The sequence below is a fragment of the Streptomyces sp. TOM-9 genome, assembly GCF_056858595.1.
The window spans coordinates 2,905,410-2,927,881 of the sequence record NZ_JBXEQB010000001.1 but is presented as its reverse complement, the minus strand read 5'-3'; the positions used below and the strand labels follow the sequence as shown (position 1 = coordinate 2,927,881).

The 22,472-nt window shown below is 71.9% G+C and carries 20 protein-coding genes and 1 tRNA gene; 11 read left to right on the top strand and 10 right to left on the bottom strand.

The features are described from left to right. The first annotated feature begins 2 nt into the window (after positions 1 to 2). A complete protein-coding gene (locus tag AC1VWI_RS13725) occupies positions 3 to 488 on the top strand; it encodes a PaaI family thioesterase (RefSeq protein ID WP_499511273.1) in 486 nt (161 codons plus the stop codon). Positions 489 to 582: 94 nt separating this feature from the next. Here AC1VWI_RS13725 and AC1VWI_RS13720 read toward each other — a convergent pair whose 3' ends face one another. The 5 genes from AC1VWI_RS13720 to AC1VWI_RS13700 all read right to left on the bottom strand — a co-directional run bounded on the left by AC1VWI_RS13720 (position 583) and on the right by AC1VWI_RS13700 (position 5,839). Beyond that, positions 583 to 1,350, bottom strand: a complete 768-nt coding sequence (locus tag AC1VWI_RS13720) for an ABC transporter ATP-binding protein (protein ID WP_499511272.1) — start codon at positions 1,348 to 1,350, stop codon at positions 583 to 585. Beyond that, positions 1,347 to 2,279, bottom strand: coding sequence for an ABC transporter ATP-binding protein (locus AC1VWI_RS13715; protein ID WP_499511271.1), 933 nt, complete (start codon positions 2,277 to 2,279; stop codon positions 1,347 to 1,349). The genes AC1VWI_RS13720 and AC1VWI_RS13715 overlap by 4 nt, the downstream gene beginning before the upstream one ends. Further along, positions 2,276 to 3,643 (bottom strand): branched-chain amino acid ABC transporter permease, encoded by a 1,368-nt coding sequence (locus AC1VWI_RS13710; protein WP_499511270.1) that lies wholly within the window; start codon positions 3,641 to 3,643, stop codon positions 2,276 to 2,278. The genes AC1VWI_RS13715 and AC1VWI_RS13710 overlap by 4 nt, the downstream gene beginning before the upstream one ends. Then, positions 3,640 to 4,569 (bottom strand): branched-chain amino acid ABC transporter permease, encoded by a 930-nt coding sequence (locus AC1VWI_RS13705; protein ID WP_499511269.1) that lies wholly within the window; start codon positions 4,567 to 4,569, stop codon positions 3,640 to 3,642. Before AC1VWI_RS13705 ends, AC1VWI_RS13710 begins: the two co-directional genes overlap by 4 nt. A gap of 133 nt (positions 4,570 to 4,702) precedes the next feature. Further along, positions 4,703 to 5,839 carry a branched-chain amino acid ABC transporter substrate-binding protein gene (locus AC1VWI_RS13700; RefSeq protein WP_499511268.1) on the bottom strand — a complete coding sequence of 379 codons (1,137 nt, stop codon included), beginning with the start codon at positions 5,837 to 5,839 and terminating at the stop codon, positions 4,703 to 4,705. A gap of 253 nt (positions 5,840 to 6,092) precedes the next feature. Between AC1VWI_RS13700 and AC1VWI_RS13695 the strand changes: the two genes are divergently transcribed. Then, positions 6,093 to 6,680 carry a hypothetical protein gene (locus tag AC1VWI_RS13695; protein ID WP_499511267.1) on the top strand — a complete coding sequence of 196 codons (588 nt, stop codon included), beginning with the start codon at positions 6,093 to 6,095 and terminating at the stop codon, positions 6,678 to 6,680. 18 nt (positions 6,681 to 6,698) lie between these two features. Here AC1VWI_RS13695 and AC1VWI_RS13690 read toward each other — a convergent pair whose 3' ends face one another. After that, positions 6,699 to 7,325, bottom strand: coding sequence for an ANTAR domain-containing response regulator (locus tag AC1VWI_RS13690; RefSeq protein ID WP_499511266.1), 627 nt, complete (start codon positions 7,323 to 7,325; stop codon positions 6,699 to 6,701). Positions 7,326 to 7,424: 99 nt separating this feature from the next. On the opposite strand from AC1VWI_RS13690, the gene AC1VWI_RS13685 reads away from it, so the two are divergent. Then, positions 7,425 to 7,497: transfer RNA gene (locus AC1VWI_RS13685), tRNA-Leu, on the top strand. A 111-nt stretch (positions 7,498 to 7,608) separates the two neighbouring features. After that, entirely contained in the window at positions 7,609 to 8,082 is a 474-nt protein-coding gene (locus AC1VWI_RS13680) for a helix-turn-helix domain-containing protein (protein ID WP_499511265.1), read from the top strand. Here AC1VWI_RS13680 and hrpB read toward each other — a convergent pair. After that, a complete protein-coding gene (hrpB, locus tag AC1VWI_RS13675; RefSeq protein WP_499511264.1) occupies positions 8,051 to 10,699 on the bottom strand; it encodes an ATP-dependent helicase HrpB in 2,649 nt (882 codons plus the stop codon). The two genes, AC1VWI_RS13680 and hrpB, sit on opposite strands and share 32 nt — an antisense overlap. Beyond that, complete coding sequence (locus AC1VWI_RS13670) at positions 10,603 to 11,436, bottom strand: class I SAM-dependent methyltransferase (RefSeq protein WP_499511263.1); 834 nt, start codon at positions 11,434 to 11,436, stop codon at positions 10,603 to 10,605. The genes hrpB and AC1VWI_RS13670 overlap by 97 nt, the downstream gene beginning before the upstream one ends. 303 nt (positions 11,437 to 11,739) lie before the next feature. On the opposite strand from AC1VWI_RS13670, the gene rpsA reads away from it, so the two are divergent. The 6 genes from rpsA (at position 11,740) to AC1VWI_RS13640 (ending at position 19,689) form a co-directional block, all read left to right on the top strand. Further along, positions 11,740 to 13,236: a 30S ribosomal protein S1 gene (rpsA, locus tag AC1VWI_RS13665; RefSeq protein ID WP_499511262.1), complete on the top strand. Its 1,497-nt coding sequence runs from the start codon at positions 11,740 to 11,742 to the stop codon at positions 13,234 to 13,236. Positions 13,237 to 13,383: 147 nt separating this feature from the next. Further along, positions 13,384 to 14,319, top strand: a complete 936-nt coding sequence (locus AC1VWI_RS13660; RefSeq protein ID WP_499511261.1) for a PAC2 family protein — start codon at positions 13,384 to 13,386, stop codon at positions 14,317 to 14,319. Positions 14,320 to 14,360: 41 nt separating this feature from the next. Then, a complete protein-coding gene (gene coaE, locus AC1VWI_RS13655) occupies positions 14,361 to 14,963 on the top strand; it encodes a dephospho-CoA kinase (protein WP_499511260.1) in 603 nt (200 codons plus the stop codon). A 68-nt stretch (positions 14,964 to 15,031) separates the two neighbouring features. Then, on the top strand, positions 15,032 to 15,976 hold the full coding sequence (locus AC1VWI_RS13650; protein ID WP_499511259.1) for a slipin family protein: 945 nt from the start codon (positions 15,032 to 15,034) through the stop codon (positions 15,974 to 15,976). Positions 15,977 to 16,068: 92 nt separating this feature from the next. Next, the gene (locus AC1VWI_RS13645) at positions 16,069 to 16,437 is read left to right on the top strand and encodes a tetratricopeptide repeat protein (protein ID WP_499511258.1); all 369 of its coding nucleotides are present in this window, start codon (positions 16,069 to 16,071) and stop codon (positions 16,435 to 16,437) included. 147 nt (positions 16,438 to 16,584) lie between these two features. Further along, positions 16,585 to 19,689, top strand: coding sequence for an alpha-N-acetylglucosaminidase (locus AC1VWI_RS13640; RefSeq protein WP_499516796.1), 3,105 nt, complete (start codon positions 16,585 to 16,587; stop codon positions 19,687 to 19,689). Here the strand turns inward: AC1VWI_RS13640 and AC1VWI_RS13635 are convergent. Further along, entirely contained in the window at positions 19,682 to 20,512 is an 831-nt protein-coding gene (locus AC1VWI_RS13635; protein ID WP_499511257.1) for an N-formylglutamate amidohydrolase, read from the bottom strand. The genes AC1VWI_RS13640 and AC1VWI_RS13635 overlap by 8 nt on opposite strands. A gap of 64 nt (positions 20,513 to 20,576) precedes the next feature. After that, positions 20,577 to 21,155 (bottom strand): methylated-DNA--[protein]-cysteine S-methyltransferase, encoded by a 579-nt coding sequence (locus AC1VWI_RS13630; RefSeq protein ID WP_499511256.1) that lies wholly within the window; start codon positions 21,153 to 21,155, stop codon positions 20,577 to 20,579. Between the two features lie 185 nt (positions 21,156 to 21,340). Here AC1VWI_RS13630 and AC1VWI_RS13625 point away from each other — a divergent pair, with 185 nt between their 5' ends. Further along, complete coding sequence (locus tag AC1VWI_RS13625) at positions 21,341 to 22,279, top strand: hypothetical protein (RefSeq protein ID WP_499511255.1); 939 nt, start codon at positions 21,341 to 21,343, stop codon at positions 22,277 to 22,279. Positions 22,280 to 22,472 lie beyond the last annotated feature (193 nt).

Sequence of the window (22,472 nt, the reverse complement as noted above, 5' to 3'; positions counted from 1 at the left end):
CCATGGGCGAGCAGACCACGACCAGCCTTTTCTCCCCGGAGGTCATCGAGCAGTACGCCGGACTCGGCGTCGACCTGGTGGCGCTGTTCTCCGCCGGCGACCTCGGCTCCCGCATGGGCATCGAGATCGTCGAGGCGTCCGCGGAGCGCGTCGTGGGCACCATGCCCGTCGAGGGGAACACCCAGCCCTACGGGCTCCTCCACGGCGGCGCCTCCGCGGTCCTGGCGGAGACCATCGGCTCCATCGGCGCCATGCTGCACGGCGGCCCCGGCAAGCTCGCCGTCGGCGTCGATCTCAACTGCACCCACCACCGCGGCCTGCGCTCCGGCCGGGTGACCGGGGTCGCCACTCCCGTCCACCGCGGCCGCTCCTCCGCGACCTATGAGGTCGTCATCAGCGACGAGCAGGACCGCCGGGTCTGCTCCGCGCGCCTCACCTGCGCGCTGCGCCCGGCCACCCCGGCCACGCCGGGCACCGTCACCGCCTGACCCCCGCCCGCACGGGACGCACGAGGAGGGCGGCCCCCGGAATCCTCCGGGGGCCGCCCTCCTCGCGGTGTGAAACGCCGTACGACGCCGGACGCTACGCCGCGCCCTCACCGAGGTACGCGGCACGCACCCGCGGGTCGGACAGCAGGGCCGAGGCGTCGTCCTCCATGACGATCGCGCCCGTCTCCAGCACGTAGCCGCGGTCGGCCAGCTGCAGCGCCTGCGAGGCGTTCTGCTCCACCAGCAGCACCGTGGTGCCCTGGTCGTTGATCTCCTTGATGATCTCGAAGATCTGCTGGACGATCAGCGGCGCCAGCCCCATCGACGGCTCGTCGAGCAGCAGCAGGTTCGGGCGGCCCATCAGGGCCCGGCCGATGGCCAGCATCTGCTGCTCACCGCCGGACAGGGTGCCCGCCAGCTGCGTACGCCGCTCCGCCAGGCGCGGGAAGAGCGTCAGCACACGGTCCAGGTCGTCCTTGGAGACGCCCTTGAACCGGTACGCGCCCATCTCAAGGTTCTCCAGCACCGTCATCACCGGGAAGACACGGCGGCCCTCCGGCGACTGGCCGATGCCGAGCTCCACGACCTTGTGCGCGGGAACGCCGTCGATCCGCTCACCGCCCAGGCGCACCTCGCCGTGGCGGGGCTGCAGCAGACCGGAGATCGTGCGCAGGGTGGTCGTCTTGCCGGCGCCGTTCGCGCCGAGCAGCGCCACGACCTCACCCTGCCGGACCGTCACGTTGATGCCCTTGAGCGCCTGGATCGCGCCGTAGAACACCTGCAGGTCGACCAGCTCCAGCATCGCCGGGGCCTGGGCGACGGAACCGTCCGTCGCCTTCTCGAAGTTGGCGGCCTCGGTCATCGGCCCTCCTCCTCGGACTCACGCGGTGCGGGGACTTCCGGAGCGTCGGCCGCGTGGTGCGACTCGACGATCTCCACCATCTCCGCGACGGCCTCCACGGCCTCCTCGTCGGCAGAACCCAGGTACGCCTCGATCACCGCGGGATCGCGCTGCACCTCCTCGGGCAGACCCTCGGCGATCACCTTGCCGAAGTTCAGCACCATGACGCGGTCCGCGACCGACATCACGAGCTTCATGTCGTGCTCGATCAGCAGCACGCTGACGCCCAGGTCCTGGTTGATCCGGCGGATCAGCTGCTCCAGCTCCAGCTTCTCCGTCGGGTTCGTACCGGCCGCCGGCTCGTCCAGCAGCAGCACCTTCGGGTCGGTCGCCAGCGCCCGCGCGATCTCCAGACGCCGCTGGTCACCGTAGGAAAGGCTGGCGGCCAGCTCGTTGTGCTTGCCCGACAGGCCCACGTACGACAGCAGCTCCTGCGCCCGCTCGTCGCTGGCCTTCTCGTCCCGGCGCGCCCACGGCAGGCCCAGCATGATCGAGATCGCTCCCGACTTCTGCCGCGACTCCGCCGCGATCTTGACGTTCTCCAGCGCCGTCAGGGCACTGAAGAGCCGGATGTTCTGGTAGGTCCGGGCGACACCGTAACGGTTCACCAGGTACGGCTTGGCGCCGAGCAGCTTGTGCTCGGAACCGCCCTCCGCATGGAAGGTGATCGTGCCCTCCTGCGGGACGTACACGCCCGTCAGGGAGTTGAACAGCGAGGTCTTGCCCGCGCCGTTCGGGCCGATCACCGCGAGGATCTCGCCCCGCCGCATCGTCAGGTTGACGTCCGACAGGCTGGTGAGACCGCCGAACCGCAGCGTCACGCCACGGGCCTGCAGCACCGCACCGCCGGTCTGCGCGGGCTGCACGCCCGCTTCCTCCACCGCGTTCACGACTTCACGCCTCCCGTCGGCTCGGTCATCGCATCGGCGTCGCCGATGCCCGCCTCCGCCATGTGCAGCTCACGCTGCCTGCGGCGGGAGGGGATCACACCCTGCGGACGGAAGATCATCATGATGACGAGCAGCGCACCCAGGTAGATGAAGCGGTCCTGCTCCGGCACCAGGTCACGCAGCGCGTTCGGCAGCCACACCAGCAGCGCGGCACCGAACAGCACGCCCGCGATGGAGCCCATGCCGCCGAACACCACGTACGCCAGCGCGAGCACCGACAGCACGATGGTGAAGTTCTCCGGGTTGATGAAGCCGACCTTGCTGGAGTAGACGACGCCCGCCAGACCCGAGGTCGACGCGCCGATCGCGAAGGCCAGCAGCTTGTACCGGACGGTGTTGATGCCCGTCGCGGAGGCGGCCACCTCGTCCTCCCGGATCGCCGTCCAGGTGCGGCCGATCCGCGAGTGCTCCAGGCGGTTGTACAGGAAGATCAGCACCACCAGGAAGAACAGCAGCAGGTACCAGTACGGCAGCGGGTCCAGCGTCCAGTCGTAGTTGATCGGACCGATGTGGATCGACGGGTGCGGGATGCCGATGACACCGCGCGAACCGTTCGTGAAGCCGTCCGAGTTCTTCGCGACCAGGTACACGATCTCGTGGAAGCCCAGCGTCACGATCGCGAGGTAGTCACCGCGCAGCCGCAGCGTCGGGGCGCCGAGCAGCACACCGGCGATCAGACAGGTGACGATGGCGAACGGGATCGACTCCAGCGCGCCCACCGTGAACGGCGGCTTCACCGGCATGTGGCCGGTCCAGAAGGCGCAGGAGTACGCGCCGATCGCGTAGAAGGCGATGAAGCCCAGGTCCAGCAGACCGGCCCAGCCGACCACCACGTTCAGACCGACCGCGATGATCATGAAGATCCCCATCTGCGTGACGAGGACCTCCTGCCAGAACAGGCTGGTGTTCGCCGGGATGACGATCGCCAGCACCAGGACGACCACCAGTCCGCCCAGCCGCAGCCAGCCGTTGGACCGGAACATCGCCCGCGTCGGCTCCAGCGACTTGCCGACACCCTGCGCACCCTGCCGGGCCGCGTCGCGCACCGGAGCGCCGAACTCCACCAGGGCCCACACGCCCACCATGATGGCCAGGCAGATCCACAGCCGCGCCGACTGGAAGGCGCCGGTGAACGCCGACAGCCTCTCCGCCGGGTTGCCGTCCTCGCCCGTCATCAGCGCCAGGATGAAGCCCAGCACCAGCATGCCGAGCAGCCGTGTCCAGCGGGGCTGCTGGTACCAGGCCTTGCGGCGCAGTTTCGCCACGTCCACCGAGAAGGACTTGGCAGCGGTCGCGTTGCTCATGCCGACCTCCCCAGACGCTCGCCCATGATGCCCGTCGGACGGAACATCAGCACCAGGATCAGGATCACGAACGCGGTCACGTCGATCCACTGGGTGCCGAAGAGCGGGGAGCTCAGGTTCTCGACGATGCCCAGCAGCAGACCGCCCAGCATCGCACCACGGATGTTGCCGATACCGCCCAGCACCGCCGCCGCGAAGGCCTTGATGCCCGGCAGGAAGCCCACCGTGAACCAGACCTGGCCGGAGATGCCGAAGCCGTACAGGAAGCCGGCCGCGCCACCCAGCAGACCGCCGATGATGAACGTACGGGAGATGATCTTGTCGATGTCGACACCCATCAGACCCGCCGTCTCGGCGTCCTGCGCCACGGCCCGGATGCCCGCACCCATCTTCGTGCGGTTGACCACCAGGTCCAGACCGATCATCATCGCGACCGCGGAACCGATGATGATCAGCTGCGTGATCTTCACCGGGGTGCCGAAGACGCTGAAGACCTCACCGTTGGTGTACAGCTCCGGCATCGGCACGGGGTTGCGGCCCCACAGCTTGCCCGCCAGGTTGTACAGGAAGAACGACGCACCGATGGCGCTGATCAGGAAGACCAGCTTCGGGGCGTTGCGCTTGCGCAGCGGCTTGTACGCCGCCTTCTCCAGCCCGAACGCGGTCAGCGCTCCGACCAGGGCGCCGGCGATCATGCCGACGATCACCCACACGACGGAGTTGAACCCGTGCGGGGACTGCGGGGCGAGCTCGGAGAGCACGACGAGCGAACCGAAGCCGCCCATCATGAAGACCTCGCTGTGCGCGAAGTTGATGAGCTGGAGCACGCCGTAGACCAGGGTGTACCCGATCGCTATGACGGCGTACATGGAACCCGTCGTCAAGCCTGGGATGAAGTAGTCCCAGAAGTTGTGGAAGAGATTCATCGTGCGTGGGAATCCTTGCTGAAGCCGGTGAAGGGCGGCGAAAACGCGTCCGACACAGCGATGGGGAGCGCGGGGCGGCGGCCGGAATCCGTGCCGCGCCCCACGCCCCCCACCTCAGGTGTCAGTTGCCGGGTCAGCTGGCGCTGAGGGTGGCCACGTCACCCAGGTAGCCGATCTTGCCGTCGGCGACCTGGTACAGGTACACGTTCTTGGTCTTCAGCTCACCCTTGTCGTCGAAGGCGAACTCCTTGGTCAGGCCCTTGTAGTTGACACCCTTCAGGGCCGCCAGCAGCTTGTCGCGCGTGACGTCCTTACCGAGCTTCTTCATCTCGGAGATGATCAGGTTCGCGATGTCGTACGACTCGGCCGAGTAGGTGCCGGGGGGCGTGTTGAACTTCGCGGTGTACGCCTCGGTGAACGCCTTGGTGCTCTCGTTCTTCGTGGCGTCCGTGCACGGGCAGGTCAGGAACCACTTCTCGGACGCGGCGCCGGCCAGCTCGACGAACTTCGCGTCGTTGGAGCCGTCACCCGAGACGCCGATGCCCTTGAAGCCGCCGTCGGCCAGCTTCTTGGCGAACGGAGCCAGGTCCGCGTAGTAACCCGCGTAGATGAGCGCGTCGGCCTTGGAGTTGACGACCTTCGTCGCGGCAGCGGTGTAGTCCGGGGTCTTCGCCGGGACGGAGTCCGTCTCCACCGTGACGCCCGCGGCCTTCAGGCTGTCGATCGCGACCTTCGCCAGACCGACGCCGTACTCGCTCTTGTCGTCGATGACGAAGACCTTCTTGGCCTTCTCGTGCTTCGAGAGGTACTCGGCCATGCCGGCACCCTGCTCGTTGTCGTTCGGCGCACCGCGCAGGAACGAGGAGAAGCCCTGGTTCGTCAGGTCCGGGTTGGTCGCCGACGGCGTCACCGCGGCGAGCTGCGCCTGGGCGTACAGACCGCCCGCGGCCTTCGTCGGGCCGGAGAATGCGGGGCCGACGACGGCGACGACGCTGGTGTCACCGATCAGCTTCTGGGCCGCAGCGGGCGACTGGTCCGGCAGGCCCTGGTCGTCGCCGTCCACGACCTTCAGCGTGAAGGGCAGGTCGCCCTTCTTGTTGGCCTCTTCCACGGCCAGCTTCAGACCGTTGTCCTCGTTGATGCCCAGCGCGCTGTTGTCACCCGACAGCGGACCCTGGAAGCCGATGGAGAACGTCGGCTTGCCGCCGCCACTGCTGCTGTCGTCCTTGTCGCCACCGCACGCGGTGAGCGCGAGAGCGCCAACTGCCACCGGGATGGCAAGCTTGACGAGCTTCTTGTTGAGCACTACGACCCCCTGGAGCCGCTCAATGAGATTACGAGTCGGCGGGCCGTAGGCCCTCCGGATTGCGACCGCGTGAACTCCACGCGGGTTGGCGGGAATGTAATCCGCTGATCAGGCACTCAGATAGGCCGTCGGAAGATATGTGATCGGACGGTGACCTCGGTCATGTGCCGGAAACAGAACGGTCCTTACCGGTAACCGGACGACCCCTGGGGGAGAGATGGAGTCAAAGGTCCGATTTGGCGGCCTTGTGCGGCGGTTGGCCCGCCGGCCCGCCCTGACGGCCCTGGCCGGAGCACTCGCCGGAGCCACGGTAGCGGCCCTCGCCGCCGCCGCGACATGGCCCACCCCTTCCCCACCCCCGACCGGCCAACCCCTCCGTCAGCTCGAAATCCCCCTCGACGCACCGGCCGTCCACGCGGGGAACCTCGAATTCCGCGCCCTCGCCCTGCGTTGCGGCATCGCCGTCATCGTCGGCACCCACGCCGAACACCCCGCCGAAGGCCGCCTCTGCCGCATCCGCGTCACCGTCACCGTCGACGACGCCGTCAGCGCGCGCCTCGACAACGACCTCCACCGGCTCGTCCTCACCGACGGCAGCCGGCACGCCATGGACTGGGAGGCCATGCAGATCAAGCGCCAGCCCCTCACGATCGACATCGGGGCCCACGACAGCGCCACCTACGACCTGTGGTTCGACATCCCCCGCGACGCCGCCGTCGACCACCTCGCCGTCACCAACGACAAAGGGATGCCCACGACGGACATCCCCCTGCCGCAGCGCGACTGGCCCGACCACGCGGCCTGACCCGGTCCGCGGCCGACGCTACTTTGCGGCGCCGTCCACCTCGTCCAGCACGGCCTGCGCCACCGCCTGCATCGTCATGCGACGGTCCATCGACGTCTTCTGGATCCACCGGAACGCGGCCGGCTCCGTCAGCCCGTACTTCGTCTGCAGGACGCTCTTCGCCCGGTCCACCAGCTTCCGCGTCTCCAGCCGCAGGCTCAGGTCCGCGACCTCCGCCTCCAGCGCCCGCAGCTCCGTGAACCGCGACACGGCCATCTCGATCGCCGGGACGACGTCGCTCTTGCTGAACGGCTTGACCAGGTACGCCATGGCGCCCGCGTCCCGGGCCCGCTCCACCAGCTCGCGCTGCGAGAAGGCGGTCAGCATCAGCACCGGCGCGATCTTCTCCTTGGCGATCCGCTCCGCGGCCGAGATCCCGTCCAGCACGGGCATCTTCACGTCCAGGATCACCAGGTCCGGCCGCAGCTCCTCGGCGAGCTTCACGGCCGTCTCGCCGTCACCCGCCTCACCGACGACGGAGTAGCCCTCCTCCTCGAGCATCTCTTTCAGGTCGAGCCTGATCAGAGCCTCGTCCTCGGCGATCACCACACGGGTGGTCAGCGGCGGTACGTGCGACTGCTCGTCAACGGGCTCGGCGGCGCTCACGGGACTCCTCGTTCCAGGGCAGGTGCTGCCCCAAGAGCCTACCTATCTCCGGTATGTTTAGGACACGGAGGGTATACGCTAGCCTTCGCTTCAAAGGAAGCCCCGGTAGCCCAGCGGTAGAGGCAATGGTCTCAAACACCATATAGCGTGGGTTCGAATCCCACCCGGGGTACTCCACCTTCAAATTCAAGGCGTTTATCACTCAGGGTGATCTTCACTGAGTCGAGTGAGCGGCACTGGATTTCGGGTCACGCGTGGCGGGAATCACGCCAAAGTCGTTCACATGTACGACCTGGAAACCCGCCGCCGGGCCCTCGCGCTCCTCGCCGAAGGCCGGAGCCTCAGCTCCGTGAGCCGGATGACCGGTGTGTCCCGTTCCGCCATCCGCGACTGGCGCACCCGCATCGAACCCAGACGAAGCGGCACCGACTGCACCGGCCGCGCATCCGGCCCCGCCTACGCCTACCTGCTCGGCCTCTACCTCGGCGACGGCTGCATCAGCCCCCAGCCCCACGGCGGCCACGCCCTGCGCATCGCCTGCGGCGACGCCTGGCCCGGACTGATCGACACGTGCGAGCAGGCCATGAGGGCCGTCCGGCCCGGGAACTCCGTGTGCCGCGTCCACATCCGGCGCCTGTGCGCCGACTCGCTCGACGCCGCAGGCGTCGCCTGGAGGCAGGCCAACGCCTGCAACATCTCCGTCGCCCGCCGGGAGGCCGTCGCGCTCATGGACCGGTTCGTCGGCCCGGAGCATTGAGGCGGGCGTTGGTGTGCCGGGTGGCGACCGCCGTGGTGGGGTCCTCGGGCCAGGGGTGCTTGGGGTAGCGGCCGCGGAGTTCCGCGCGCACGGCGCGGTAGCCGTCGCGCCAGAAGGAGGCGAGGTCGGCGGTGACGGCGGCGGGGCGTCCCGCGGGGGAGAGCAGGTGGACGAGGAGGGGGACGCGGCCGCCGGCGATGCGGGGGGTGGTGGTCCAGCCGAAGAGTTCCTGGAGTTTGGCGGCGAGGACGGGGCGGTCGTCGTCGTAGGAGACGCGGACCTTGGAGCCGGAGGGGATCTTTAGGCGTTCCGGGGCGAGTTCGTCGAGGCGGGCGGCGTCGCCGGTGGCCCAGGGCAGGAGGCGGCCCAGGGCGGTGGCGGCGTCGACGCGGGCGAGGTCGGCGCGGCGGCGGGCGGTGGCGAGTTCGGGGGCGAGCCAGTCGTCCGCGCGGGAGAGCAGGGCCTCGTCGGAGACGTCGGGCCAGGGGGCGCCGATCTCGCGGTGGAGGAAGGCGAGGCGCCGACGGAGGGTGTCGGCGTCGCGGGTCCACTTCAGCAGGCGGGGTCCTTCGCGGCGGAGGCCGTCGAGGAGCGCGGTGTGCAGCTGTGCGGGGTCGGGGTCGGTCAGGGGCCGGGTGGTGAGGGTGATCGCGCCGAGGCGGGCGGCGTGGTGGGCGGTGACGTCGCCGTCGGCCCAGGTGACCTCGTCGGTCTCGGTGAGCAGGGGCGCGGCCGCGGTGCGGGCGGTGTCCTCGTCGATGACGGCGGCGAGGCGTACGCGGGCGGCGGGGGAGCCGGCGGGGCGGTCGGCGACGGCGACGGCGAGCCACTGGGGGGTGCCGAGGCGGGTGCCGTCGGTGAGGTCGGCGGCGGTGCCGGAGGCCATCAGGTAGCCGGATGCGTCGCCCCCGCGGCGGCGGGCGACGCGTTCGGGGAAGGCGAGTGCGGTGAGGAGGCCGGCGGCGGTGTCGTCGGTGAGCGCGGTGGTGGGGTGGTCGGGGGCCGCGGCGGCGAGGCGGCGGGCCTCGCGGCGCCAGCGGTCGGCGTGGGCGTCGTGGGCGCGGCGGGTGGTGCGCCAGGCGGCGGCGAGGTCGTCGCCGCGCTCGCGCGGGGGCTGTTCTGACAGGAGGGCGACGATGTCGGCGGCGCGGCGGGTGCCGGTGCGGGGGGCGCCGTCGAGGAGGGCGCGGGCGAGGCGGGGGTGGAGGCCGATGCGGGCCATGCGGTCGCCGCGGTCGGTGGTGCGGCCGTCGGCGTGGAGGGCTCCGATGGCGGTGAGGACGTCGTGGGCGGCGGCGAGGGCGCCGGGCGGGGGCGGGTCGAGGAGGGCGAGCCCGGTGGCGTCGGGGTCGCCCCACGCGGCGGCCTGGAGGGCGAAGGGGGTGAGGTCGGCGACGGCGATCTCGGGGGAGGGGAAGCGGGGCCGGGCGGTGTCCTCGGCCTCGTTCCAGCAGCGGTAGGCGGTGCCGGGGGCTTCGCGTCCGGCGCGTCCGGCGCGCTGGGCGGCGGTGGCGAGGGAGGCCCGGACGGTGGTGAGGGAGCCGAGTCCGCGGGCGTGGTCGGTGCGGGGTTCGCGGGCGAGGCCGGAGTCGACGACGACGCGTACGCCGGGGACGGTGAGGCTGGATTCGGCGACGGAGGTGCAGAGGACGATGCGGCGCCGGGTGCCGTCGCCGCCGCGGAGCACGGCGTCCTGGACGGCGGTGGGTGCCTGGCCGTGGAGTTGGAGGACGTCGGCGCCGGCGTCGCCGAGCATCCCGGCGACGCGGGCGATCTCGCCGGTGCCGGGGAGGAAGCAGAGGACGTCGCCGTCGGTGGTGCGCAGCGCGGTGCGGACGGTGGCGGCGACGTGGTCGAGGAAGGCGGGGTCGACGCGCATGCCGTGCGGCGGCCGTATGCCGTGCGGCGGGGGCGCGTGGGTGACGGTGACGGGGTGGAGGCGGCCTTCGGCGTGGACGACGGGTGCGTCGCCGAGCAGCCGGGACCAGGCGTCGGCGTCGGTGGTGGCGGAGGCGGCGACGATGCGCAGGTCGGGGCGGAGGGCGGCGCGCACGTCGAGGAGGAAGGCCATGGCGGTGTCGGCGTCGAGGTGGCGTTCGTGGCACTCGTCGAGGAGGACGGTGGTGGTGCCGGGGAGTTCCTGGTCGCGCTGGAGGCGCTGGAGGAGGACGCCGGTGGTGACGACCTCGACGACGGTGCCGGGGGAGACCTTGCGGTCGCCGCGCACGGTGTGTCCGACGCGGCCGCCGGCCTCCTCGCCGAGGAGCCAGGCCATGCGGCGGGCGGCGGCCTTGGCGGCCATGCGGCGTGGTTCGGCGACGACGACGGTGCGGGTGGGGCGGTCGTCGTCGAGGAGCCCGGCGAGGGCGAGCGGGACGAGGGTGGTCTTGCCGGTGCCGGGCGGGGCGGCCAGGACGGCGCAGCCGTGGCTGTCGAGGGCGTCGTGGAGGGCGGGCAGGGCGGTGCGCACCGGGAGGGCGGCGAGGGCGTCCTGCCGCGGGCCCGCGGGGCGGGGGGTGGTCACGGGGCGACGCAGACGAAGATCGCGGTGCCGGGGATGATCCGGCCGCGCAGCGGGGACCAGCCGCCCCATTCGGCGGTGTTCCAGGCGGGCCATTCGGGTTCGACGAGGTCGACGAGGTGGAAGCCGGCGGCGGCGAGTTCGCGCACGCGGTCGCCGAGGGTGCGGTGGTGTTCGACGTAGACGGCGTGTCCGCCCTCGTCCTGCTCGACGTAGGGGGTGCGGTCGAAGTAGGGGGCGGAGGCGGTGAGTCCGTCTGGGCCGGGTTCGTCGGGGAAGGCCCAGCGGATGGGGTGGGTGACGGAGAAGACCCAGCGGCCGCCGGGGCGCAGGACGCGCCGGACCTCGCGCATGACGTGGGCGGTGTCGGCGATGAAGGGGAGGGCGCCGTAGGCGGAGCAGGCGTGGTCGAAGGAGGCGTCGGCGAAGGGGAGGGCGCCGGCGTCTGCCTGGACGAGGGGGAAGGGGCTGTGGCCGTCGTCGATGCGGCGGGCGTGCTGGAGCTGGCGGTGGGAGAGGTCAAGGGCGACGGGCCGGGCGCCGTGCGCGGCGAGCCAGCGGGAGCACTGGGCGGCGCCGGCGCCGATCTCCAGGACGGAGGCGCCCTTCAGTCCGGCGGCGGGTCCGAGGAGGTGGAGCTCGTCCTCGGTTGCTCCTTCCGGGCCCCAGACGAAATCTCCGTCGCCGAGGAACTCCCCGTGGTCGTTCTGGTACTCGTCGGCGTTGCGGTCCCACCATCCGCGGTTGGCTCGGCTGCTCTCCGTGGCGCCTGCGACACGGCGCGTGGCCTCGGGTTCTTCGGGGATGGGCCGGGGGGCCGGTGCTTGGATCATTGCGCTGGTCGTCGTACCCTCTGTGGTGACCTGTGGCTGCGGTGCCGCCGCAACACGTCTATGTGCCAGTGCCCGGTACGGGGTGTTACGCCCGTGGTGCGCTCTTCGTGCATTGACCGTGCCCGGCTGCCCCCGTATGCTACAAGTTGCGCTGCGAGCCTGCGCGCCTCGGACGGAGCAGGCTGCGCTCACATCTGTTGTAAACCTCTCGGCCTCTGGGCTGTCCGGAATCGGCAGGAGCGAAACGGGCTTACGGCGTAGCAGTACCTACGACTTCATGTCCGTACCGGAGCCCTTTTCCTAATGACGAGCAGCACCGAGGCCCAGGCCCCTCGTACCACCCCGCAGGTGGCGGTCAACGACATCGGTTCCGAGGAAGCCTTCCTCGCCGCGATCGACGAGACGATCAAGTACTTCAACGACGGCGACATCGTCGACGGCGTCATCGTGAAGGTCGACCGGGACGAGGTCCTGCTCGACATCGGTTACAAGACCGAGGGTGTCATCCCCTCGCGCGAGCTTTCGATCAAGCACGACGTCGACCCCAACGAGGTCGTCGCCGTGGGCGACGAGATCGAGGCCCTGGTCCTCCAGAAGGAGGACAAGGAGGGCCGTCTGATCCTGTCCAAGAAGCGCGCTCAGTACGAGCGTGCCTGGGGCACGATCGAGAAGATCAAGGAAGAGGACGGGATCGTCACCGGTACCGTCATCGAGGTCGTCAAGGGTGGTCTCATCCTCGACATCGGCCTCCGTGGCTTCCTCCCCGCCTCGCTGGTCGAGATGCGCCGTGTCCGCGACCTCCAGCCGTACGTCGGCAAGGAGCTCGAGGCCAAGATCATCGAGCTGGACAAGAACCGCAACAACGTGGTCCTGTCCCGCCGTGCCTGGCTGGAGCAGACCCAGAGCGAGGTCCGTCAGACCTTCCTCACCACCCTCCAGAAGGGTCAGGTGCGCTCCGGCGTCGTCTCCTCCATCGTCAACTTCGGTGCCTTCGTGGACCTGGGTGGCGTGGACGGCCTGGTGCACGTGTCGGAGCTGTCCTGGAAGCACATCGACCACCCCTCCGAGGTCGTCGAGGTCGGCCAGGAGGTCACGGTCGAGGTCCTGGACGTCGACATGGACCGCGAGCGTGTCTCCCTGTCGCTGAAGGCGACCCAGGAAGACCCGTGGCAGCAGTTCGCCCGCACCCACCAGATCGGCCAGGTCGTGCCCGGCAAGGTCACGAAGCTGGTGCCGTTCGGTGCGTTCGTCCGCGTGGACGAGGGCATCGAGGGTCTGGTCCACATCTCCGAGCTGGCCGAGCGCCACGTGGAGATCCCGGAGCAGGTCGTCCAGGTCAACGACGAGATCTTCGTCAAGGTCATCGACATCGACCTCGAGCGCCGTCGCATCAGCCTCTCGCTGAAGCAGGCCAACGAGTCCTTCGGTGCCGACCCGGCCTCGGTCGAGTTCGACCCGACCCTGTACGGCATGGCCGCGTCCTACGACGACCAGGGCAACTACATCTACCCCGAGGGCTTCGACCCCGAGGCCAACGACTGGCTCGAGGGCTACGAGACCCAGCGGGAGGCGTGGGAGCACCAGTACGCCGAGGCGCAGTCCCGCTTCGAGCAGCACCAGGCCCAGGTCATCAAGTCCCGCGAGGCCGACGCCGAGGCTGCGGCTGCGGCCGGCGAGGCGGCTCCGGCCGGCCCGACCGGTGGCTCGTACTCCTCGGAGTCCGGCGACCAGTCCGGCGCGCTCGCGTCGGACGAGGCGCTGGCCGCGCTCCGCGAGAAGCTGGCCGGCGGCCAGAGCTGATCGCAGGGCGTATCGCCCACGCACCACGGAAGGACCCGCTCTCCTCTGGAGGGCGGGTCCTTCCGCGTTGCCGGGTCCGGGTGGGAATGCGCGGGCTGTGCGGTCCGTTGCACCCAGAGTTGACGAAGACCGAGGGAAGGGTGCGCAGTGCTGGATCCGCAGGGGCTGTACGCATACGAGCCGGGCGGGGCAGAGGCGGTCGACGAGGCGTTCGGTGAGACCGGACCCGTGCTGCTGTACCACTTCGACGGGTACATCGACGCCGGGGAGACCGGCGGGCAGGTCGTCGAGGAGCTGCTGGAGCGGCAGGAGCACCAGGTGGTGGCGCGTTTCGACGCGGACCGCCTGGTGGACTACCGCGCGCGCCGTCCGCTGATGACCTTCAAGCGGGACCGCTGGACGGCGTATGACGCGCCGGAGATCGCGTTGCGGCTGGTCCGTGACAGTACGGGCAGCCCGTTCCTGCTGCTGTCGGGCCAGGAGCCGGACATCGAGTGGGAGCGTTTCGCCGCCGCGGTGGTGCAGATCGTGGAGCGGCTGGGGGTACGGCTGGCGATCAACTTCCACGGCATCCCCATGGGCGTGCCGCACACCCGCCCGGTGGGGCTGACGCCGCACGGCAACCGGCTGGACCTGGTGCCGGGGCACCGCAGCTGGTTCGACGAGGCGCAGGTGCCGGGCAGTGCGGAGTCGCTGGTCGAGTTCCGGCTGGCGGAGGCGGGCCGTGATGTGCTGGGCCTGGCCGCCCATGTGCCCCACTACCTGGCGCGTTCGGGTTACCCGGACTCCGCGCTGATGGTGGTGGAGACGCTGACGGCCGCCACCGGACTGGTGCTTCCGCAGGTGGCGCACGCGCTGCGGATGGAGGCGCACACGGTGCGCGCGGAGGTCGACCGGCAGGTCGCCGACGGTGACGCGGAGCTGGTCGCGGTGGTGCAGGGCCTGGAGAACCAGTACGACGCGCTGGCGGGCGGCGGCAGCCGGCAGAACCTGATCGCCGAGCCGGTCGAGCTGCCGTCGGCGGACGACCTGGCGGCGGAGTTCGAGCGCTTCCTGGCAGACCGTGAGGACGACGGCTCCTGACCCGGATCGTGGGTGTGCGGGGGCACCGGTAGTCTCGCGCCATGGTCAAAGTGGGGTTGACGGGCGGGATCGGGGCGGGCAAGAGCGAGGTGTCGCGGCTGCTGGCCTCGTACGGGGCGGTGCTGGTCGACGCCGACCGGATCGCGCGCGAGGTGGTGGAGCCGGGCACACCCGGGCTGGCGGCGGTGGTCGCCGAGTTCGGCGAGGGGGTGCTGGCCGCCGGCGGCGCCCTGGACCGGCCGAAGCTGGGCGCGATCGTCTTCTCCGACCCCGAGCGGCTGCGGGCGCTGAACGCCATCGTCCACCCCCTGGTCCGGGACCGTTCGGCGGCGCTGGAGCAGACGGCCGGCCCGGACGCGGTCGTCGTGCACGACGTGCCGCTGCTCACGGAGAACGCCCTGGCACCGCTGTACGACGTGGTCGTGGTGGTGGACGCCGCACCGGAGACTCAGCTGGACCGGCTGGTGCGGCTGCGCGGCATGGCCGAGGAGGACGCCCGGGCCCGGATGGCGGCCCAGGCCACCCGGGAACAGCGGCTGGCGGTCGCCGACGTCGTGATCGACAACGACGGGCCGCTGGAGGCGCTGGAGCCCCAGGTCCGGCAGGTGTGGGAGCAGTTGCGTCAAAAGATCGTCAAGAGCTGATCCGGAATCCTCTCCGTGGACGTCTGTGGAGCAGTAGCGTCGCTCCACCGCGGACAGAGGGGGCTGGGATGGAAGCCGTGTCGGCAGCGATCGGGATCGCCGTCGTGGTGCTGGGACTGGGTGGTCTCAAGAGCAGTTTCCGGGTGATCAGGCAGTACGAGCGGGGTGTGGTCTACCGCTTCGGGCGGGTGCGGCCGCACGCCAAGCAGCCCGGGCCGCGTCTTCTGGTGCCGCTGGCGGACCGGATGACCAAGGTCAACATGCAGGTGGTGACCATGCCGGTGCCCTCGCAGGAGGGCATCACCCGCGACAACGTCTCGGTCCGGGTGGACGCCGTGCTGTACTTCCGGGTCATCGACCCGATCAAGGCCACGGTGGACGTGCAGAACTACCAGTTCGCGATGTTGCAGGTGGCCCAGACCTCGCTGCGTTCGGTGATCGGCAAGAGCGAGCTGGACGACCTGCTGTCGGGGCGCGAGGCGATGAACGAGGGCCTGGAGCTGATGCTGGCCACGCCTGCCGTCGAGTGGGGCATCCACATCGACCGCGTGGAGATCAAGGACGTGGCCCTGCCGGAGTCGATGAAGCGGTCGATGGCGCGGCAGGCCGAGGCCGACCGCGAGCGCCGGGCGCGCATCATCACCGCCGACGGCGAACTGCAGGCCTCGCAGAAGCTCGCGCAGGCCGCGGCCGCGATGGACGGCACACCGGCCGCGATGCAGCTGCGGCTGCTGCAGACGGTCGTGGAGGTGGCAGCGGAGAAGAACTCGACGCTGGTCATGCCGTTCCCGGTGGAGATGCTGCGTTTCTTCGAGCGGGCGTCGGGAGGCGAACGCCTGGCCGCCGAACCGGCCCCTGTTCCCGCCCCGGCACCCGACCCCGTCGCGGCTGTGGAGCCGCCGCGGCCCGTCGCGGAGGTCGACGGCGTGGCTCCGGCGGCCCTGGAAGCGCCGAAGGACCCGGCCGGGCCTACGGTGCCGGCGGAACGGCGCCCGGCCGGCGAGGAGGCCTGAGCGACCGCCGGGGTGTTCCGCCCGGGAATGCATATGCAGATGGTGATGTTGGGTAGTTGTGAGCTGTTGAGCGCCCGGGGAAGGAGGCGGCTGTGCCCGAGCAGAGCCCCGAGAACCACGTCATCGACTTCCGTGCGGCCGAGCAGCTGCTGGCGGCCCGCGACGCCCGTGGGGCGGTGAAGCTGCTGGACTCGGTCATCGCCGCCCACCCGGAGAACACCGCGGCGCGGCTGCTGCGCGCGCGGGCCTTCTTCCTGTCCGCGCAGCTGCGCCCGGCCGAGCTGGAGTTCCAGGTCGTCCTGGAGCGCGAGCCGGACAACGCGTACGCGCACTTCGCCCTCGGCCGCACCCTGGAGCGTTCCGGCCGCTCCGGCGAGGCGCTGCGGCACTTCCGGCTGGCGGCGGCGCTCGACCCCAAGCCCGACTACCTGCAGGCGGCACGCTTCCCCGACCCGGCGTGAGCCAGGGTGGGTAGTTCGTCCGCTTTTACGGCGAACACCCCTCGCGTCACATTGATCCGTATCGTCACTCCCGTTACCGTTCCGGGGCACGCGTTCTGACGCAGCCTCAACTGTCGGGAGCCGGCCGTGACTCGAGTGACCAGGCGGATGCTGCTGGGTTCCGCCGCCGCGACCGCGACGGGCGCGGTGTTCGCGACGGGGGCGGCGGGCGCGACCGCGGCCGCCGCCTTCGACACTGCTCCCGCACGCGCCGCGCTGGGCCGCCTGCTGCCACGGCACGCGGGGCAGTTCCGGCTGGTCGCGCTGGGCCGGGGGAACGGCGGCAAGGACGGCGAACGGTCCGACCGCTTCCGGATCGCGGGTGCGCGGGGCCGCATCGAGGTGGCCGGCACGTCCCAGGCCACACTGCTGTGCGGCGTGCGCTGGTACCTCAAGCACGTGTGCGGTGTGGGCGTCTCCTGGGTGGGCGACAGCCTGGACGCCCTGCCCGCGACGCTCCCGGCGCCGCCCCCGGGCGGCATCGCCCGCCGCGCCACCGTGCCGCACCGCTTCGTGCTCAACGACACCAACGACGGTTACACCGCCCCCTACGCCGACTGGTCGCGCTGGGAGCGCTTCATCGACGTCCTGGCACTGCACGGCTGCAACGAGGTGCTGGTGGTAGCCGGTGCGGAGGCCGTGTACCGGCGCGTGCTGCGCGAGTTCGGCTACTCCGACAAGGAGGCCCTGGCCTGGCTGCCGGCCCCGTCCCACCAGCCGTGGTGGCTGCTGCAGAACCTCTCCGGGTACGGCGGCCCGTTGACCTCGGGCATCGTCGACGCCCGCGCGGCGCTGGGCCGCAGGATCACCGCGCGGCTGCGCGAACTGGGCATGGCCCCCGTGCTGCCGGGCTACTTCGGCACCGTCCCGGACGGCTTCGCCGGTCGCAACGCCGGGGCGCACGTCGTCCCGCAGGGCACCTGGCACGGCTTCGCCCGCCCGGGCTGGCTCGACCCGCGCACCGACGCCTTCGCCGCGGTGGCCGCCTCCTTCTACCGCCACCAGAAACAGCTGTTCGGCGAGGCCGCGTACTTCAAGATGGACCTGCTCCACGAGGGCGGCACCGCGGGCGGGGTCCCCGTGGCCGCGGCCGCCCGCGGCGTCCAGGCGGCGCTGCGCGCGGCGCAGCCCCGCGCCACCTGGGTGATCCTCGGCTGGGAGAAGAACCCGCGGGCCGACCTGCTGGAAGCGGTCGACAAGGAGCGGATGCTCGTCGTGGACGGCGTCTCCGACCGGTTCGCCTCGGTCACCGACCGCGAGCGGGACTGGGCGGGCACCCCGTACGCCTTCGGCTCCATCCCCAACTTCGGCGGCCGGACGACGATCGGCGCCAAGGCCCACGTGTGGGCGGACCGCTTCTTCAGCTGGCGGGACAAGCCCGGCAGCGCCCTGGCCGGCACCTGCTACCTCCCGGAGGCCGCCGAGCGCGACCCGGCCGCCTTCGAGCTGTTCTGCGAACTGCCCTGGCACGAGCAGCGGGTGGACCTGCCGACCTGGTTCGACACGTACGCGCGGACCCGTTACGGCACCGAGGACGGCCAGGCACGCGTCGCCTGGCAGGCGCTGCGCCGCACCGCCTACCGGCACGACGCGCTGGAGCGCGCCGACGCCCACGACAGCCTCTTCACCGCCCGTCCCTCGCTGACCGCCGACTCCAGCAGCGTGTACGCGCCGAACGCCCTCACCTACGATCCCGCCGCCTTCGACGCGGCGTTCGCCGCGCTGCTGGCGGTCTCCGCCGGGGCACGCGGCTGCGACGCCTACCGCTACGACCTGACCGACGTCGCCCGGCAGGCCGTCGCCAACCGCAGCCGGCAGCTCCTGCCGCAACTGCGCGCCGCGTTCGCGCGCGGCGACGCGGCGGTCTTCCACCAGCTGTCCGAACTGTGGCTGCGGCTGATGCGACTGGCCGACGAGGTCGCGGGCGGCCACCGGGCCTTCCTGCTCGGCCCCTGGCTCGCCGAGGCCCGGGACTGGGGCGGGGCGGACGCGCAACGCGCCAAACTCGAGCGCACCGCCCGGGTGCTGACCACCACCTGGGGCGGGCGCGCGACGTCGGTGTCGCTGCACGAGTACGCCAACCGTGACTGGAACGGGCTGGTCGCGGACTTCTACCTGCCGCGCTGGCGGACCTTCCTGGACGAGTGCGCGGCGGCCCTCACCACCCGCCGCACCCCGCGGGCCGTCGACTGGTACCGCGCCGAGGAGCCCTGGACGAAGCGCGCCGGGCGCTACCCCACCCGGCCCACCGGCGACGCGCACACGCTCGCCCGGCGGGCCTACGGGGTCCTTGCCGCGGCCCCCTACCAGGGCACGCTGACCGTGACCGCGGACCCGGTGACGCTGGTGCCGGGCGGCCGGGCCGTGGTCACCGCGGAGTTCGCCAACACCAACGGGCTCGCCCCCACCGGCACGGTCGGCTTCTCCCTGACCACGGACGGGCTGCGGGCCGCACCGCGCGGGACGCTGTCGCTGCCGCGCGTGGCGGCGGGCGGCACCGGCCGTGCGACCTGGCACGTCACCGCACCCGAGGCACGCCCCAAGCGGCCGCTGTCGCCGCTGCGGTACGAGGCGCGGGCCGCTTACGAGCCGGTCCCCGGCGGCGCGCGGGTGCCCGCGGTCGCCACCGGGGACCTGTACGTCGCGGGCCCGCTGGACCGTGCCTACCGGACGGTCAACGGCACCGGAGCCGTGTTCGGGCAGCTCGGCGACCGCTTCGCCATCGACGGCGCCGGGCGCGACCTGTGGAAGGGCACGGCCGAGTTCGCGGCGGTCCTGCGGCCCGGCGCGCTGCGCGACGGCGGGACGGTCACCACCCGGGTCGACAGCCAGGCCGAGACCGCCGCATGGGCGCGGGCCGGCATCGTCGTCCGCGACGACCTCGACGACCCGGCCGCCCCGGGCTTCCTGAACCTGGCGGTCAGCCCCGGGCACGGGGTGACGCTGTCGTACGACTCCGACGGCGACGGCCTGCTGAACCGCTACCGGCGGCTCGCCGGTGTGCGGGCCCCGGTGCTGCTGAGGCTGCGCCGCAGGGGCCGCGCCTACACGGGGGAGTGCAGCACCGACGGCGGGACGACGTGGCGGAAGGTCGCGACCGTGACCGTCCCGGCGGCGGCCCGGACCCAGGACGTGGGGCTCTTCATGACCGCGGGGAACGGTGGCACGGGAGACCATGGCCTGGTGGAGTTCACCGGCTTCCGCGTCACCTGAGGCCGCCGGTTCCGCTGCCACCGCCGGTTCCGCCACCCGTGCCGACGGCGGCGACGAGGGCGGCCAGGGCGTCCCCGAACCGGTCCAGTCCCTCGCCGGGGGCACCACCGGGCTCGCTCATGTACCCGTCCCTGCGGATCTCGACCATCAGCGCCGAGACCTCGCGGACCTCGCCGTAGTGCTTCAACGGCACATAGGTGCCGGCGAACGGCGAGTCGAGACCGACCTCCCCGCACGGCGCGAAGGCCTCGCGGGCGGCGTCCAGCAGCCAGGCCGGGGTGTGGAAGGCATCCGTGCCCAGGCAGACGGCGGGCCGGGGCCCGTCGCCGTGCAGCTCGTAGGGGAGCGGCGCGCCGGGGTAGGAGTGCACGTCGATGACGACCGCCCGCCCCGTGGCCTCCAGCCGGTCCTGCACGGCCGCCGTCATGGCGGCCGCGTACGGCTCGAAGTAGGCCTCCAGCAGGGCCCGTTCGTGCCGGGGGTCGGACTCGCGCAGCGGCGCCCCGTGCGAGGTGCGGGTGTACACGGCGCCCATGCCGACGGCCCGCATCTCCTCCCGCTCGTCCGGGAACCGCTCGGGGTCGACGACCAGCCGCGACAGCCGGTTGGTGAACTGCCAGGCCCCCGTCCGTCCGGCGGCGCGCGCCGCGATCAGGTCGGTGTACGAGTCCGTCATGTGGTCGAGCTCGGCCGCCAGTCCGGCGTCGTCCAGGAGGATGCGCTCACGGACGTGCCCAGGCACGGCGCGGGCGCTGTGCGGGACGTGGAGGAGCACCGGTGAGTCCGGCGCGCCCTCGGTGACGCAGAAAGTCGATTCGTCCATTTCTCCACCCTCCCCGGACCCGCCGGTGTGACCTGCCGTCCAGCACGGCGGCGTTGAGGAACCGTCAGAACAGCGGCTCCGGCAGGACGCCCTCCAGGGCCAGCAACGAGCGCTTGATGTCGAGCATGCGCAGGCCCCCGCCGAAGCCGCCGATGCCCCCGTCGCTCTCCAGGACCCGGTGGCACGGGACGACGACGGGCAGCGGGTTGGCGCCCATGGCCACCCCGACGGCCCGGGCGGCGCCCGGCTCACCGACCCGCTTGGCGAGGTCCTGGTAACCGACCACGCTGCCGAACGGGACGCCGGCCGACAGCTCGCGCAGCACACGGCGGTTGAAGCCGGTCGTCAGGGACCAGTCGAGGTCGAGGTCGAAGGTGTGGCGCGTCCCGGCGAAGTACGCCTCCACCTGGCGTATCGCCTCGTCCAGCCGGGCCCCCGCGGCGCTCGCGGGCCCGGGCCTGCGCGCGGGCACGGCGCCCAGCCGGGAGCAGATCCGCTCCAGCACGGCGGGCGCCTCCTCCTCCCCGGTCCGGAAGGCGACGTGGACCAGGCCCTGCCCGGTCGCGGCGAGCAGCAGCGGCCCGACCGGTGCCTCCAGCACCGACCAGGCGACCTCGGCGGAAGGGGTCTGTGGTTGCGTCACGGTCCCCAGCGTAGGACGGGGCACTGACAGCCGGTCCCGGCCGGGGGCGCGCCCGGGAGGGATCCCCCCGGGTCCGGGACGGCCACGGCAACCGGCCGCACGCCGCACCACCCGGGAGGGTGGCCGTTCTCGACAGGTCTGTCACAAGCGGTGGCCGACCGGTTACGAGGGGGGATGGGGCGCGCATGACGCGAAACGACTTCATCCCGGCCGTCCGCCGGCTCGCCCGTGAACAGGACCGGGTCGCCACCGTCGCCCAACTCGCCGCGGTGGGCGTTCCGCAGAGCAGGCTGCGGGAGTGGTGCCGCCCCGGCGGCCGGTGGCAGCGGCCGCTGCCCCGGGTGGTCGTCCTCCAGCCCGGTCCGCTCACCGCCGCGCAGCGGTCCAGGGCGGCCCTGGCCTTCGCCGGGTACCCGCAGGTCCCGGCCATGATCACCGGCGTGGCGGGGCTCGCCCTGCACGGCGTCGCCGTGGCCGCGCCGCCCTGCGGGCTCCCGGTGGTGGACGTGCTCGTCCCGAGCGAGCGCCGCATCCGCACCCACACCTGGGTGCGGGTCCACCACGGCCGCGGACTCCCCGCGCCCTGCACCGTGGACGGTGTGCCCGTGGCGCCGGTGGCCCGGGCGGCCGCCGACGGCGTACGGGAGTCCATCGACCCCGAGTGGGCCCTGGAAGTCGTCCGCGAACTGGTCATAGCGCTCGGCGTGCCCGCCCCCGCGCTCGCCGCGGAACTGGGTGGCGCGGTACTCGCCCGGCGCCCCGCCGTGGCCGCCCTGCTCGACGCCATGGATCCCGGTCCGCGCGCCGCCTCCGCCGAGCCCATGGCCCGCGCCCTGGTGGCCCGGTCGGGACTCCGGCAGCCGCTGTGGCGTCCCACGCTCCAGCTCGACGGCGCCTTCCTGGGCTCGCCCGACGCGTACTGGGTGCGCGACGGCCTCGTCCTGGACCTCGGCCCGGGGACCGGGCGCGGCCGGCTGGAGTCGCTGGGCCTGCGCGTGCTGCGGGTCGCGCCCGCCGCGCTCACCCGCAGCCCCGCCGAGGTCGTCGCCGCCCTGCGCACCGCGCTCGCGGCCGGACCGTACGGCCCGCTGGACCGCATCACGGCACTGCCCGGGCCGATGTGACGTACGGGTGTCCGCGCGATGAAGTCGCCATGAGGCGGCCGCGCGGGGCGGGCCGGCGAGCCTAGCGTGTGTCAGCACGGGGGACGGAAGGAAGCGGGGGACCGGGGCGGCAAGGGGAGGGTGCCGTGAGCGGCACGTACGGAACGGTCAATGGCTTCACCTACGGATGGGCGACCCCTCTCGCGGGTTTCCT

Bases quoted from the DNA above. Each gene is read 5' to 3' on its own strand.
- AC1VWI_RS13725 (WP_499511273.1), top strand. From the start codon at position 3: ATGGGCGAGCAGACCACGACCAGCCTTTTCTCCCCGGAGGTCATCGAG.
- AC1VWI_RS13720 (WP_499511272.1), bottom strand. From the start codon at position 1,350: ATGACCGAGGCCGCCAACTTCGAGAAGGCGACGGACGGTTCCGTCGCC.
- AC1VWI_RS13710 (WP_499511270.1), bottom strand. From the start codon at position 3,643: ATGAGCAACGCGACCGCTGCCAAGTCCTTCTCGGTGGACGTGGCGAAA.
- AC1VWI_RS13705 (WP_499511269.1), bottom strand. From the start codon at position 4,569: ATGAATCTCTTCCACAACTTCTGGGACTACTTCATCCCAGGCTTGACG.
- AC1VWI_RS13695 (WP_499511267.1), top strand. From the start codon at position 6,093: ATGGAGTCAAAGGTCCGATTTGGCGGCCTTGTGCGGCGGTTGGCCCGC.
- AC1VWI_RS13680 (WP_499511265.1), top strand. From the start codon at position 7,609: ATGTACGACCTGGAAACCCGCCGCCGGGCCCTCGCGCTCCTCGCCGAA.
- hrpB (WP_499511264.1), bottom strand. From the start codon at position 10,699: ATGGCCCGCCTGGAACACCGCCGAATGGGGCGGCTGGTCCCCGCTGCG.
- AC1VWI_RS13670 (WP_499511263.1), bottom strand. From the start codon at position 11,436: ATGATCCAAGCACCGGCCCCCCGGCCCATCCCCGAAGAACCCGAGGCC.
- rpsA (WP_499511262.1), top strand. From the start codon at position 11,740: ATGACGAGCAGCACCGAGGCCCAGGCCCCTCGTACCACCCCGCAGGTG.
- coaE (WP_499511260.1), top strand. From the start codon at position 14,361: ATGGTCAAAGTGGGGTTGACGGGCGGGATCGGGGCGGGCAAGAGCGAG.
- AC1VWI_RS13650 (WP_499511259.1), top strand. From the start codon at position 15,032: ATGGAAGCCGTGTCGGCAGCGATCGGGATCGCCGTCGTGGTGCTGGGA.
- AC1VWI_RS13640 (WP_499516796.1), top strand. From the start codon at position 16,585: ATGCTGCTGGGTTCCGCCGCCGCGACCGCGACGGGCGCGGTGTTCGCG.
- AC1VWI_RS13635 (WP_499511257.1), bottom strand. From the start codon at position 20,512: ATGGACGAATCGACTTTCTGCGTCACCGAGGGCGCGCCGGACTCACCG.
- AC1VWI_RS13625 (WP_499511255.1), top strand. From the start codon at position 21,341: ATGACGCGAAACGACTTCATCCCGGCCGTCCGCCGGCTCGCCCGTGAA.